Origin of the sequence: Geminocystis sp. NIES-3709, from assembly GCF_001548115.1 — a bacterium.
In the GTDB taxonomy this organism is placed as follows: domain Bacteria; phylum Cyanobacteriota; class Cyanobacteriia; order Cyanobacteriales; family Cyanobacteriaceae; genus Geminocystis.
The window spans coordinates 2,832,558-2,846,099 of the sequence record NZ_AP014821.1 but is presented as its reverse complement, the minus strand read 5'-3'; the positions used below and the strand labels follow the sequence as shown (position 1 = coordinate 2,846,099).

13 protein-coding genes are annotated in these 13,542 nt (G+C 32.7%); 6 read left to right on the top strand and 7 right to left on the bottom strand.

What is annotated here, in order from left to right; genetic code table 11:
- Positions 1 to 298 precede the first annotated feature (298 nt).
- A complete protein-coding gene (locus GM3709_RS12055; protein WP_066119656.1) occupies positions 299 to 967 on the bottom strand; it encodes a lecithin retinol acyltransferase family protein in 669 nt (222 codons plus the stop codon).
- Positions 968 to 1,239: 272 nt separating this feature from the next.
- Between GM3709_RS12055 and def the strand changes: the two genes are divergently transcribed.
- Positions 1,240 to 1,716, top strand: a complete 477-nt coding sequence (gene def / locus GM3709_RS12050) for a peptide deformylase (protein WP_066119654.1) — start codon at positions 1,240 to 1,242, stop codon at positions 1,714 to 1,716.
- A gap of 146 nt (positions 1,717 to 1,862) precedes the next feature.
- Entirely contained in the window at positions 1,863 to 3,002 is a 1,140-nt protein-coding gene (gene lptC / locus GM3709_RS12045; RefSeq protein ID WP_066119652.1) for an LPS export ABC transporter periplasmic protein LptC, read from the top strand.
- 62 nt (positions 3,003 to 3,064) lie between these two features.
- Here lptC and GM3709_RS12040 read toward each other — a convergent pair whose 3' ends face one another.
- Positions 3,065 to 5,248 carry a hypothetical protein gene (locus GM3709_RS12040; RefSeq protein WP_066119650.1) on the bottom strand — a complete coding sequence of 728 codons (2,184 nt, stop codon included), beginning with the start codon at positions 5,246 to 5,248 and terminating at the stop codon, positions 3,065 to 3,067.
- Between the two features lie 320 nt (positions 5,249 to 5,568).
- On the opposite strand from GM3709_RS12040, the gene GM3709_RS12035 reads away from it, so the two are divergent.
- Together GM3709_RS12035 and GM3709_RS21455 are read left to right on the top strand one after the other, a co-directional pair.
- Positions 5,569 to 6,381, top strand: coding sequence for an SLC13 family permease (locus GM3709_RS12035; RefSeq protein ID WP_231937557.1), 813 nt, complete (start codon positions 5,569 to 5,571; stop codon positions 6,379 to 6,381).
- Between the two features lie 12 nt (positions 6,382 to 6,393).
- The gene (locus GM3709_RS21455) at positions 6,394 to 6,768 is read left to right on the top strand and encodes a hypothetical protein (protein ID WP_231937556.1); all 375 of its coding nucleotides are present in this window, start codon (positions 6,394 to 6,396) and stop codon (positions 6,766 to 6,768) included.
- A 352-nt stretch (positions 6,769 to 7,120) separates the two neighbouring features.
- Here the strand turns inward: GM3709_RS21455 and GM3709_RS12030 are convergent, their stop codons facing one another.
- The 4 genes from GM3709_RS12030 to GM3709_RS12015 form a co-directional block, all read right to left on the bottom strand.
- Positions 7,121 to 9,610 carry a DNA topoisomerase (ATP-hydrolyzing) subunit A gene (locus GM3709_RS12030; protein ID WP_066119648.1) on the bottom strand — a complete coding sequence of 830 codons (2,490 nt, stop codon included), beginning with the start codon at positions 9,608 to 9,610 and terminating at the stop codon, positions 7,121 to 7,123.
- 482 nt (positions 9,611 to 10,092) lie between these two features.
- Positions 10,093 to 10,269, bottom strand: coding sequence for a 30S ribosomal protein S21 (gene rpsU, locus GM3709_RS12025; protein ID WP_015222259.1), 177 nt, complete (start codon positions 10,267 to 10,269; stop codon positions 10,093 to 10,095).
- 120 nt (positions 10,270 to 10,389) lie between these two features.
- On the bottom strand, positions 10,390 to 10,755 hold the full coding sequence (locus GM3709_RS12020) for a Mini-ribonuclease 3 (protein WP_066121897.1): 366 nt from the start codon (positions 10,753 to 10,755) through the stop codon (positions 10,390 to 10,392).
- Between the two features lie 129 nt (positions 10,756 to 10,884).
- Positions 10,885 to 11,226, bottom strand: a complete 342-nt coding sequence (locus GM3709_RS12015) for an STAS domain-containing protein (RefSeq protein ID WP_197671901.1) — start codon at positions 11,224 to 11,226, stop codon at positions 10,885 to 10,887.
- Between the two features lie 188 nt (positions 11,227 to 11,414).
- On the opposite strand from GM3709_RS12015, the gene GM3709_RS12010 reads away from it, so the two are divergent.
- A complete protein-coding gene (locus GM3709_RS12010) occupies positions 11,415 to 11,663 on the top strand; it encodes a hypothetical protein (RefSeq protein WP_144439440.1) in 249 nt (82 codons plus the stop codon).
- Between the two features lie 45 nt (positions 11,664 to 11,708).
- Here the strand turns inward: GM3709_RS12010 and GM3709_RS12005 are convergent, their stop codons facing one another.
- The gene (locus GM3709_RS12005; RefSeq protein WP_066119642.1) at positions 11,709 to 12,377 is read right to left on the bottom strand and encodes a cadmium resistance transporter; all 669 of its coding nucleotides are present in this window, start codon (positions 12,375 to 12,377) and stop codon (positions 11,709 to 11,711) included.
- 190 nt (positions 12,378 to 12,567) lie between these two features.
- Between GM3709_RS12005 and GM3709_RS12000 the strand changes: the two genes are divergently transcribed.
- The gene (locus tag GM3709_RS12000; protein WP_066119640.1) at positions 12,568 to 13,221 is read left to right on the top strand and encodes a cadmium resistance transporter; all 654 of its coding nucleotides are present in this window, start codon (positions 12,568 to 12,570) and stop codon (positions 13,219 to 13,221) included.
- Positions 13,222 to 13,542 lie beyond the last annotated feature (321 nt).

The window sequence follows — 13,542 nt, the reverse complement described above, 5'->3', positions numbered from 1 at the left end:
TGAAGATAAATCATGAGTATTTGTATTTAGATTTTAGGAGATTAATTAAGTTATCAAAATATAGCTTGAATTAATAGTATTTTCAAGAAAAACTTTGTAAAAATGATCCTCATTGAATTACTTAACTATGTAAAAGAAAAACATTATCATGAGGAAAAGTTAACAGTACTTAAACAAAAATTATGCTCTAATAAATCCTCAACTTTTTTAATAAGCTATAAACACATCAAGACTCTTATTTAACTGTTATTTTTAGGAATTGGAAGCATCAGGTTCGATCAATTTTTTCCTAAAATTACTATTGTTTTAATAAATTTTCTGTCATACTAGCTAATTTTTCCAGTTCTTTTTCTAAAGATTGAGCATTTTTTTTACATTCAATTTTTCTTTTTAAGGCTTCCTTTGCTAAATCTTCTCGATTATTTTTTAATGCTTGAGTAGCAACTTTTTGCCAAGTATTCATTTCTTCTATATTTTGACGATATTTTGGTTGAATTTGATCCCAAACTGTCCTAATTTGATCTAAAGCATTATTTACTAATTTATCAGAATTGTTTTGATCTCTTCCTTGAAATGCTTGTTTTAAAGGTTCTAATAATTTATACGTATCGACATTTTTAATAGTAGGAATAAAATCTTCAATCTGTTTACTTTCACTGATGCCAATTTTACACCAAGTGGCAAAATGTTCACAATTATTAAACAACAAATTATATTTATTTTCTCCCAAACGACTCCAACTCCTTTTTACTACCACTTCAGGAATAAATGAAAAACCATCGGGATATTGACGTACATAAACCCGATTATTTTTACTAAAAGTTTCAAAAGAAGTTTGCTCGATAATTTCACTAGGTTTACGATAATGAATAACGCTACCGTCTCCAACATCAATACCGTGATGTTGATAAACTCCACTAAGATTAGCGAATTCACGCCAAACATAAATTTGATCTCCAAATGCCATAATATTTAGAAATTACTGAAAAAGTAGATAAGAGAAAAGATAATATTCCTATTAAACTTGCTTAGTATTCAAAGGAGCAATTAGTTTTTTTCGAGATTCGATCGTTCAATAATCCTTTGTTATCGATGATAACTAATTCATTATAGATGCTAATAATCAATTATTAGAAAAAAGTATTGAAACTCTTTTAAAACTTAACACCCTTTTCGAAACCTTTTTGACATAATCTATTTATGACTGTGAGATAAGTTATTAACAAAATTAAATAATTTATGAATCAAGAAATTTTACAAATTGGCAACCCTATTTTAAGGAAAATCGCATTGGAAGTTACAGATATTCATAATCAAAAAATACAAACTTTGATTGATAATTTGTTGACTCTTACTAAACAGCGTCATGGTGTTGGTATTGCCGCCCCTCAAATTGGGGAATCTTGTCGTGTTATTATTATATCTTCTCATCCTAATATTCGTTATCCTGATGCACCTTTTATGCCACCAATGGCGATGATTAATCCTCGTATTGTAAGTCATTCAGAAGAATTAATCATGGGAATGGAAGGTTGTCTCAGTGTTGAAAATAGACGAGGAAATGTGCCACGATATAAAGATATTATGGTAGAATATGTCGATCGAGATGGCAACAGTGAAAGAAAAGAATATAATGATTTTATTGCTAGAATTATTCAACATGAATTAGATCATCTTAATGGTATTCTTTTTGTCGATCATATTCAAGAAGAATAAACTATGGTAATTCTATCTGAGTTGTAAGATTTTGGTTGAGTAAAAATTTAAAATTGACAAAACTTTAAGAAGTGTTATCTAATATTTTAAAATTGACAAATTATTTAGGATTGTTATATTAACTATCAATTATCAACTATTAACAGATGTTATTAAAAAAATCAATTTCTACAATTTTACTCTGTTTTTTATTAATCAGTTGTCAAGGAAATAATAAAACAGAAGATGTGGGAGATACTGATTTTAAAAGAGAAATAGAACAAGGATTAGTCCTTTATAATGCCATTTTAGAACAGTCCAACGCAAAAGGACAAATTTTATGGCGTTTAAGTACCAAAAAAGCTATTTATACCCAAGATAAAGAAAGTGCTATTTTAGATGATTTAACAGGTAATTTATTTGAGAATGGTAAAATTATTTTAAAGGTTAGTGCCAAAAAAGGAGAGGTTAAAAATGAAGGAAAAGAAATATATTTATCTGGTGATATTATAGCTTTTGATATTCGTAATAAAGCAGAATTTAAAGGAGATATGCTTCTTTGGAAACCAGAAGAAAATGTGATGTTAATGGAAGGAAATCAAGGAATAACTGCTAATCATACAAAATTAGTAGTTAAAGCAAAACAAGCTAAATATAACACAAAAACTCAACTATTAGAATTAGATAAAGATATTTTAGCTACTACAAAGAATCCTTCTTTACTGTTAAAAACTCAGCATTTATATTGGCAAATTCCTGAGAATAAAATCATCGGTAATACCTTACTCGATATGGTACGTTATGATGATAAAAAATTGGTAACAGATAAGTTAAAAAGCAATCAAGCTGAAATTGATTTAGATCTCAATGTAGCAACAATTAATGGTGAAATTGAGTATCAATCCTTAGAACCACCATTACAAGTAGCAACCAATAGAATTACTTGGTATTATGTCGATCGAAAAATGCGATCGAATGATCCAACAAAATTAGTTCAAGCAAAAGATAATATGACTTTAACAGCTAATAATGTAGATTTTAATTTAGGAGAAAATCAAGTTTATTTACAAGGTGGAATTTATGGACAAGCTGAAAAAAATGAAGTGGAAATTTATGCTGATAATTTAGTTTGGAATTTAGATAATCAACAAATAAATGCTGATGGAAATGTGTTTTATAAACAGATAAATCCTGATTTTAATTTACGAGGAATAAGTGCCATCGGCAAATTGCAAGACAAAAATATTACAGTAAAAGGAAATCAAGATAATCCTGTCACTACCATAATTTATAGTAACGAATCATAAATTTAGAATGTTAATGGTGAAAGATAATCAAAGACGATCGCACCGTCTATTGATAAGATTAATTAAATTAACTCTTTAGCCCTTGCCGTTAAAGCCTCTGCCGTTAAACCGTTAAACGCCATTAATTCACCAGCACTAGCGGTAGTTTCCCCTCGTTTCCAAGCAAAAGTATCCCGTTTAGCTTTACTGCGTAACATGATAGGCTCTAACATAGCACTTGTGCCACCAGTAACACCAATAACCGCATCCCCACCGAATAACGCCTCAAAACCAGCATCATCTAGGAAGTTATCATCTTTAACGGTGCAACTATCCCAAGCCACATCACTAGCACGATATAAACGACGGGGATTGATAACGGAAACAATCCGTACTCCGTAGCCTTCAGACTCTAAAGTTTTCGCTGCTTCAAATACGGGAATTAAAGTCATATCACCAATTACCGCAAAGACGATTTTTTTACTACCCTCAGATTCCTTTAAGATAACACCACCTTTTTCTAATGCTTCTCTGGTTTGCTCAAAGGTGGTTAAAATCGGTAAAGGAGATTTACTAACAGTAATAGTAATACCTTTATTTTTTGTACCCAATGCCCACTCATAACAGACTTGCGTACTATTAGCATCGCAGGGGAAAAGAGGGTAAACGTTGCCGTTACGCATCATTGCCGCAAAATAATTTTCGATTTCTGGGCGTTGGTGAGTCCATCCATTGCGCCCTTGTTCTAAGGCTCCTGCGGTGTACAATGCTATAGTGGAGGGGGTTTCCCGTCTCAATTCCGCCATTGCTTGGGTGACAGTTTGCCAGATAGGTAAGCCATTGATAGCGAAAGACTCGTAAGAACACCACAAAGAACGAGCTCCAAATAATGCTAAACTTACGGCTAAACCAGCACAAGCATCTTCACTTAAAGGCTCATAAACTTGCCCTTGGGGTTGTTGAAAATAAGTCACATCAACCGTAGGGTGAACAATTTTTAAACCAACGTTAATATTATTAATTCCAGAGGCGGCATTACCATCAGCATTTGTCACCACGAAATTAGGATCATTTTTACCAACATAAACTACTAATTCACCCATAGCGGTAGTAGATACTTTTTTGTCACCGCCAACGGTGTATTCAGTTAAGGGTAATGTGCCTAAATTGGGTAAGGGTAAAACTGATTCGGTGACGGCTTTATCCGCATTAGTGCCTCCATTGGCACGGGCAAAATTATCTCTAACTAATTCCCATGCTTCCTTACTTAACGCTCTTTCTTGTAAAGCAGAGACGATATAATCTTTGTCGAGACTGTCACCGGGATAAAGGTTGTGAGATTGCGCACCTCGTTTATGCACTCCTGCACCTTTTAGCTGTTTGATGATTAATACTGTTAAAGTGCCTCCCACTGCCAATTGTGCTGCTTTGTCGGTGGCTTCCAATACGGCTTGAGTAAATTCTAGGCGCTTTTCAAAGGAGAATTTCGTGCTATCCACATATTCGCCCTCTTGGTTAACGTCATCGAAGTCTTTAGCGTTAACTAAAATTACCTCTTTGAAGCCGTTTCCTTGCCAATAGGCGATCATTTCCTCATTCGTTTTAGTGGAAACCATACTATGATGCTCTTGTGAGTAACCATTCCACACTAAAATCGGTAAAAAGTTGGTGGCTTGAGGATAAGCGGTGTTGAAATGCCCAAAACTACTCATGATATAAGGCTCACCTAAACCGCCGTCACCGATGGTAACAGGGAATAGGATATTCGGGTGTAATTTTGCCCCCGCCATAGCAAAATGTTGCCCTTGCCCAAGAGGCCCAGCAGGATTGAGTAATCCGGGGATTTGCCCTGATAAATGCCCTAAAAGCCCGTGCATTTCCCGAAAACGACTGCTCATGTCTTCTACGGTGTAAATTCCCATTTTCTCAAGGGATCGATCGAGAAATACGGTACTATAAAATCCGGGGGCATGGTGTCCAACTTCTGTAATCAGGTTTTTATGCCCTAACATGACTAAAGCGGCGATCGCATCTGCAATACTAGCGAATCCTCCCGGATGCCCTGATTCTTTACTGGCAGTGATGTGTAAAGTTAAATAACGTAAAGCATCGGCGGCTAATAGTGTTTGATAGACTGCATTTTTGTCTTTAGGAGAGTCAATAGCGGTTTTTCCGTCTAAAATAGCACTTTTTTGACCATATTCATTAAAATAGGGTAATTCTTCGTTAAAATACTGGATTCCTTGATAAAATGGGGCTGTTGTCATATTATTTTCGATCGCTATTCTAAATTAATGCAATTGTTAAATCATTCTCACATTTTTCTGTCATATAGTCCAATAAATAAATAATTAACTTTAAATAGTGAATAGTGAATAGTTAAATCTCCCCATATCAAAATTTAGATTTCTAAAGTTATACATATAAAATACTAAAATACTTTATTTTATGGTAGAAACATAAACACATCTAAGTTGCATTAATTAAATTGCCCTTATTGTGCAATCCTACCATTATTTTTTATCCTAATGTTGATAAGAACTTCATAAAATATAACTCTATTACTTTTTTTGATTCTCAAAAATAAATGGCACTATGGCAAAGTTTAGTCGGATTAGTAATTATCATTAGTTACATCGGTTTAGGATTGGGTTATCTTCCCGGATTAAGACTAAATCGAGCAACCATCGCATTAATAGCGGCGGCAATACTTATTACTTTGGGAGTATTAACTTTAAAAGAAGCATGGTTAGCCATTGATGCTAATACCATTATTTTTTTACTGAGTATGATGATTATTAATGCTTATCTATCCTATAGTGGTTTTTTTAGTCTGAGTTTAAGATTTTTATTGACATTTACCCTTAGTCCTTTTATTTTAATCGTTTTACTCACTATTTCTACTGGTTTTCTCTCCGCTTTGTTTCTTAATGATACTCTAGTCTTAGTTGCCACTCCTTTTGTCTTACAGTTAACTTCTCAATTAAAATTAAATCCTATTCCTTATCTATTATCGATCGCTGGTGCTACAAACATAGGATCATTAGCCACTCTTAACGGAAATCCTCAAAATATCTTAATTGGCTCATTTTCTGGCATAAGTTATTTAGAATTTACTCAAGCCTTAATTTTTCCTTCGATTTTTGGACTATTAATACAAATAGCTCTATTATGGTTATTATATCCAGAAATTCGATCGACTCAACCGATAATCCCGCCAAAATTAACCCCAATGCGGATTCATAGGAGGATTTTGCAAAAAACATTGATAGTAACACTAATATTATTGATCGCTTTTGTTTTAGGTTCTCCTCTTACAGAAAGCGCATTTCTAGCCGCAGCCATTTTGTTAATTACTCGTCGTCTTAAACCACACAAAATATTAACACAGATAGATTAGTCATTATTAATCATGTTTTCGGGATTATTTATTCTGACTTACTGTGTCAAATCTTTAAACCTGTTTAACTTTGTTAGTGATTGGCTTAATTTTTCTCTTAATTTAACCATTATGACGAGCATTTTATCAAATTTAATTTCTAATGTACCAGCAGTATTATTATTACAAGAATTAATTAATGAGCCTACTACGGAAAAATGGTTATTATTGGCTAGTAGTGCTACTTTAGCAGGAAATTTGACTTTATTTGGATCTGTGGCTAATCTAATTATGGTAGAAAGTGTCGCAACCCAAGGATATAAACTCTCTTTTTGGCAACATTTACGGTTTGGTTTACCTTTAACTATTATAACTACTGCTTCAACTTATCTTTGGATAATTTACTAATAAATTATTACATAGTAGATATTTTTATGGCTCTCTTAACTCCTCGTCGTGATAAATTACGTCTTAAAAAAGGTGTTAGGTATTAGGTGAAATGCAAACTATCAATTTATAACAATTGCATATCATCCCGCAATGATGCAACGTCTTATTTTCTAGTAATTATTAAAGTAGTGTAGAAGAACCATTTTTATATTTATTAAACTAATCATAAACATCGTTATCTTGTTTATTTTTTGCACTAATTATTGTGGAGGTTTTTTAGGCAACCCAACCTCATGCTCCAAGGGGAACACAAGGAAGAGTTCAATAGACAATTAACAATTAACAATTAATTATATATGTTACCTCAGTTTTAACTACTTGTCAACTGTCCAAACCAATTCAATGCCAAAATTATTATTTCTTCAGATTGCAGTTTGACGATCGATTTTTCTCCATTTGGAGTTAACTTATTAACATCAATTAAATGTCGCCCATCAAGATTAGTTTTGACGATAATATTTTGACTATGATCTATAGAAAGGATACTCTGTAAACGATCGTTCTTATCCTTAAAACGAAAAGCCTGAGTACCAAGTTGCCCTAAATTAACTTTGCGAATAGTATTGATAGGTAGAATTTTAGCGTAACCCAACTGAGAAATTAAGGCGATATTACTATTATTATTTACTCCTAAACAACCGACAATTTCTTCTCCATATTTAAGTTTAATCCCAATACTACCTTGTGCAGATCTTCCCATAATTGACATATTTTCTTCTGTGATACTATAACGTAAAAGTCTGCCTCCATTTGTGGCCACGGCTAACTCTTCTCCGTCATTTACAGGTAAAATATATTTTAAGGAGTCTTGGGGTTTTAATTTGATGAGCTGAAAACCTCTGTTGCCTATACCATCTAACTCTTGAATACTTACCCGTTTCAAAAATCCTCCTTTCGTTAATAACAATAAACTTGATTTTGTGTCAGCATGAAGGCATAAGTAGTTAATAGGTTGGTGGTTATCCTGCATAGCACTATTTGACACCAATTTCTCGATGGTTTGTTTGGCAGGATAAGGAGGAATTTCGGCAGTAGGGATAGGATAGGCTTTGCCACTATCAAAAAAAGCGATAATTTGTTCTTGTTTGCCTATTAATTCCTGATAAACGATTAAATCGGTAGTTTTTTTTACTATGGGTGTTGTATCAATCTCATTTTGCCTTTGCCAATAAATCTTCCCTTTAGCAGTAATTTGGGCTATGGCATCTTCTGGTAATGGTTGATTGAGAAGAAGGGGTAATTCTTCTTGGGGAAATTTAGATTGTTTTTGTTTCTCTGGAGTCACAGAAATGGCTATCTTATTAGTTATTTTAGTACGTCGATCGTCTCCAAATTTACGTTTAAAACTACGCAATTCTTTTTTTAAGGCTTTTAATAACTCTTTCCTATCCCCTAATAACTCTTGGAGTTGAGTGATACGAGTTTGTAATTGGGTAAATTCTTCTTCAATTTTTTGTTTTTCTAACCCTGTAATGCGTCTTAAAGGCATAGATAAAATAGAATTAGCTTGAGATTCGCTAATTTTTAATCTTTCTTGAAGGCTATTTTTTGCAATAGTACCATCAGGAGAATTAGATAAAATTTCGATAACTTTTTTCAGTTGTTTTAAGGCAATTAATAAACCTTCTAATAAATGAACTTTCTCTTGTTTTTCTATTAACTCATAATTATATTGTCTAGTTAAAGTGGTTTCTCTAAAGCTCAAAAATTCTGTTAACATTTCCTTTAGAGATAATTGACAGGGTTTATTATTAACTAAACCTAGCATTATTACTCCAAAATTACTTTGCAAAGCGGTTTGTTTATAGAGTTGATTTAGAATATGTTGAGGTTCACCATCTTTTTTTAATTCTATCACGACTCTAATACCTTGTCGATCGCTTTCGTCTCGAATATCAGCAATATCATTAATTTTTCCCTGATTAACTAATTCTGCTACTTTCTCAATCCATGCCGCTTTATTAACTTGGAAGGGTAACTCTGTGACGATGATGGCAGTTTTTTCTCGGCTACGTTTTTTATGAGACTTTAATTGTTCAATTGTGGCTACACCTCTAACAGGAATAATGCCTTTTCCCGTCAAATATGCCTCTTTTATGCCATTTTGGTCAATAATCTCTCCTGAAGTTGGAAAATCAGGACCTGGTACTAATTTTAACAGTTTTTCGTTACTTAAATCTGGTTCATCAATTAATGCAATCAAAGCATCAACAATTTCGTTTAAGTTATGAGGAGGAATATTTGTTGCCATACCAACGGCAATTCCCGAACATCCATTGAGTAAAAGTATGGGAAGTTTTGCTGGTAAAACAACAGGTTCTTGATTAGAGTTATCAAAATTACTGGTAAAATCAACCGTAGAATCGTTGACATCCATTAACATGGTTTCGTAGGAAATACCGGATAAGCGACTTTCTGTGTAACGCATTGCCGCCGCAGGATCATTATCCACACTACCAAAGTTACCATGACCTGAGAGTAAAGGATAGCGACTAGAAAAATCTTGTACCAAGCGTACCATTGCATCATACACCGCTTGATCTCCGTGAGGGTGATATTTCCCCAGCACATCGCCCACTACTCTAGCACACTTTCTAAAGGGTCGATCGGGTGTCAATCCTAATTCATACATAGCATATAATATACGCCTATGGACTGGTTTTAAACCGTCTCTTACATCTGGCAAAGCTCGACCTACGATCACACTCATGGCGTATTCTAAGTACGATCGCTCCATTTCTGTATGTAGTGCAGTGGGAATTATTTGACCTTGACTTAATAAATTTAATTGCTGTGCCATGAGTATTTTTACTTAATCCTTATAAAGTAAACGTATTAGCGTACTTTTTAGAGATTAGCAAAGAAGTTGCACAATGAACAATTAATAATTTAGAGTTTGCTGAAAAATTTTTAAACAGAAGATATGGGCGATAAGGGAGAAGTACATTTAGATTTAATAGTTTATGTAAAATCTAAGTATTAGCCATTAGATGCAGAATAAATCTGTCTTTTGGCTAAAATTTATCAGAATTATGATGAAATGTGAGATCTTGAAATAGAATAAAATACTTATTAGAAAAAATACAAAAAATCAATTATTAACCTTTTTGCCTATCTTTGTGAGTATATTTTATAGTTAATACAAGATTATGAAAGAAATATTTTATGGATTTAGGTAAGTTTTATGTGTTAGTTTCACCCCCTTGTTAACTTACCCATTAGTTTCCGATTATTAACAATTATTTCAATACTAATATTTGAGCTAAAACATCAAATCATGATTTAACGAAAGCGTTTTTTGCGACGAGCAACGGCTTTGCGTTTTTTCTTCTCGATGGGGGTTTCAAAGTGACGCAGACGTTTAATATCTGCAAAGATACCTGCTTTGGAAACTTGTCTTTTAAAGCGACGTAAAGCTGATTCTATATTTTCGTTTTGTCCCACAACCACTTGGGTCATGTAATATCCTCCTTACTATAAGTTTACTTCTATTTTTGAACTAATCCACTATTATATCTTACCCCTCTCTTAATAACCCATCTTTTTTTGATTATTTTCTAAATTTTTAAGATTTTTGTGTTAAATTTTCAACTGAGATAGTAGAAAATGAAGTCTATCTCGATCAAAAATATATAAATACCCTAACAAAGTTTCTAAAGCACTAGCTTGTTGATAAGTTTGCAAAGATAGACGACGGGGAGATTTATTGACTGAATTACGCCCCCGACGCACCCAATTTAATTCAATGTCCGTTAGTATGGGGTATAACTGTTGTAAATAAATTGCTTGAGTTTCAGCCCTTACTTTTTCTACCACCCGATGATGATAGTCGGAGATTTTTTTTGGTGGTAAGAGGTAATGGGTACGAATATATAACTCATACACGGCATCACCGATATAAGCGAGGGAAGCAGGAGAGACTTGTTGTAGTGATGAGGCAGACATTTCGCCATTAAAAATTAATTTCCAGTAGGGAATAACCTCATTCTTAAAGTCAGATGATTCACAATTATCAGAAGGCAATGGAGTTGATTCCATAGAAAATAATGCTGGAAACTGATTTAATTTTTTGTCTTATGTGCTTTTTAATGCCTCATCTAGAGAATTTTTCAGCTTGAGAAACTTTTCTAACCTCACCATTTTAACGGTTTGAGTTACTCTCGGATTACTGACTATTTGTAAACTACCTTTTAGGCTTTCAACCTGTTTAGCAATTCGCACTAAAGCGCCTAATCCTGAGCTGTCAATAAAGTCTATTTGTGACAAATCAAGAATAATTTTGTTAGCTGTTTCTTTTACATATCCTAAGACGACTTTCTGAAAAGTGGGTTCAGAAAAAGCATCTAATTGACCAAGTAAATGAAATATTTGGCAATTATTTCTGACTTCACGAGTGCCTCTCAGGCTAACTGTCAAATTTAGTTGTTCTGAAATAGCTACCTCCTTACGGTATCTGTAGTTAATGAACAATTGTATAATATAGCTTAAATTTCCCTCTATCTTAATTTTTTTTGATTATTTCTGATTATTTATTAATATTTCTTAGCAATGATGTTGTCATGATGACTTTTTTCTATTTTATATTGGTTTCTTTTTTCTCAATTATGGGAGGAAATCTATGGGTTTCTGCATTACCTACTTCAGAAGATATTCCAGAGGAAGTATTGGCGACGGAAATCATTATTGAGGCAAAATCCCCGAAGGATAATCAGCCTTTAACGGCGGCGGAATATACTTTGCTGAAAGAAGAAATTCGGGTTAGTAATTTTCCTCCTCAAATTGATTCCGAATTACGGCACAAAATTTTTTTGTTGAGAATACTAAAATTATTGAAGACTTTTTCTTTTCAATAAAGATATTTTTTGATTTATGGAGCAATGATAAGTAATTCGTCAGTTTTACCAACTAAACATTGGTAAACTAGCAAAAAGTTGATAAGATTCATTTTCAATCACGATCGACATTCCTAACCAGATTAAAACAAAGGGAAAGAATCTGCGCAAATAACGAGAAATAACAATAGCAAGATGAGGTTGACGAGTGAGATGATAGGAAAGAAAACACCATAATCCCAACATGGTATAAAGTACAGATAAAATAATGCCCAAACTAGGAAGAGTCGTACTAGCAAATAAGGGAATGTAGATAGCAATATTATTTCCACCATTGGCAACGGTGACAGCTGATACTTTATAAGTTTGAGGATCTCGAAGAGTTGCAAGTAAACTTCTTTTTGGTGTTGGGCGAGTATAACGATGAAAATTGGCGTTAACGTCTTGAATTTCGTCTTCTTCTCTATTTAAAAGATTGGCAATGCCAATACTTACAGGTAAAAATCCTAATAAGCCAATCCATATATGAGAAATAACTAAACCACCTAAAAATCCGACTAAACTGATTAATATTAAGACTGTAAATCCTAAATATTCTCCGATTATAATATGTCTAGGTTGAAAAGTACGGTTAACTTTTCCAAAGAAAATTGTGAGGTAAATATTATCGTCAAAAGTAGTTGCAAAGGCAACAGCAATACCCGTGATTAAGGTACTAATAAGCCAAGTATTCATATCTTTCCAGTTTATTGATTAAATAACAATAAGAATTAGTTCTTCAGGAGAACTTAACTTAACTGTATGAAAAATGAATGATAAGAGCAAACACTGTTTTTTGTTGAATCAATAAATAAAATTGATAATAGAAAAGGTAAATAAAAGTTGTTTAAAATCGTTACTAATATTTTTAGTATGAGGAAGCCTTGTGAATCAGATTGTTATTGCTATTGTTGAAGGAGTTAGTGCATTTATCGCTACAAATATTGATGATTTAGTAATTTTATTGATTTTTTTTGCACAGGTAAAAGAAAAAAAAATTAAGGTTATTCACATTATTAATGGTTCATACTTAGGATTTATTGTAATTATTTTATTCAGTTTAATTGGCTTTTTTGGAGGATTAATAATATCTCCTGAATGGATTGGTTTACTGGGAATTTTACCTATTTCGATCGGGGTTAAACAGTTAATTCAATCACAGGAAAATCAAGAAGAAATTATAAACATAAATAATGAATATATACCACCCGATCGTCGTCATCCATTTTTGAAAATTTTATCTGAAATACTTCATCCTCAAACCTATAAGGTAGCCGTAATTATATTTGCTAATGGAGGGGATAATATTGGAGTTTATGTACCTTTATTTGCCGCTAGTAATCTTTTGAGTTTAACTATTATTTTAGTAATCTTTTTTCTTCTTAAAGGACTGTGGTGTTATCTTGCTTATCGCTTAACTAAAAATCCTAATATTGGTCATGTTATTACTAATTATGGAAATAAAATTGTACCTTATATTTTAATAGGACTAGGATTTTTTATTTTTTGGAAAAATGGAACTTTTAGCTTAATTTTTTGAAATAAAATATACCACTCTTAAATCATTTATCGCAGAAGGTGGAAGGAAAATCCCAAAGATATAATGGTTTCAGAATTTATCAGTGTCGTAAGTATCTTGTTTGTTGCTATATATAAGGAAAGTGGACAAGAAAGGAATAGATTATGATGCCTTGTTTCAATATAACATTTAAAATGTATTGAAAATTTTTTAAAATTTAGTTATACTTCTTTTTACAAGAGATGCAAATTGTTTTAAGATTCATAATATGGAACAAAAAAGATTACTGAGTCACAAAAAAAAAATCTTTGCATTTGTTGATCACCAATATTTAGAGGTATA

Excerpts from the sequence above, each read along its gene's own strand:
- GM3709_RS12055 (WP_066119656.1), bottom strand. The coding sequence starts at position 967 with ATGGCATTTGGAGATCAAATTTATGTTTGGCGTGAATTCGCTAATCTT.
- def (WP_066119654.1), top strand. The coding sequence starts at position 1,240 with ATGAATCAAGAAATTTTACAAATTGGCAACCCTATTTTAAGGAAAATC.
- lptC (WP_066119652.1), top strand. The coding sequence starts at position 1,863 with ATGTTATTAAAAAAATCAATTTCTACAATTTTACTCTGTTTTTTATTA.
- GM3709_RS12040 (WP_066119650.1), bottom strand. The coding sequence starts at position 5,248 with ATGACAACAGCCCCATTTTATCAAGGAATCCAGTATTTTAACGAAGAA.
- GM3709_RS12035 (WP_231937557.1), top strand. The coding sequence starts at position 5,569 with ATGGCACTATGGCAAAGTTTAGTCGGATTAGTAATTATCATTAGTTAC.
- GM3709_RS21455 (WP_231937556.1), top strand. The coding sequence starts at position 6,394 with ATGTTTTCGGGATTATTTATTCTGACTTACTGTGTCAAATCTTTAAAC.
- GM3709_RS12030 (WP_066119648.1), bottom strand. The coding sequence starts at position 9,610 with ATGGCACAGCAATTAAATTTATTAAGTCAAGGTCAAATAATTCCCACT.
- rpsU (WP_015222259.1), bottom strand. The coding sequence starts at position 10,269 with ATGACCCAAGTGGTTGTGGGACAAAACGAAAATATAGAATCAGCTTTA.
- GM3709_RS12020 (WP_066121897.1), bottom strand. The coding sequence starts at position 10,755 with ATGTCTGCCTCATCACTACAACAAGTCTCTCCTGCTTCCCTCGCTTAT.
- GM3709_RS12010 (WP_144439440.1), top strand. The coding sequence starts at position 11,415 with ATGGGAGGAAATCTATGGGTTTCTGCATTACCTACTTCAGAAGATATT.
- GM3709_RS12005 (WP_066119642.1), bottom strand. The coding sequence starts at position 12,377 with ATGAATACTTGGCTTATTAGTACCTTAATCACGGGTATTGCTGTTGCC.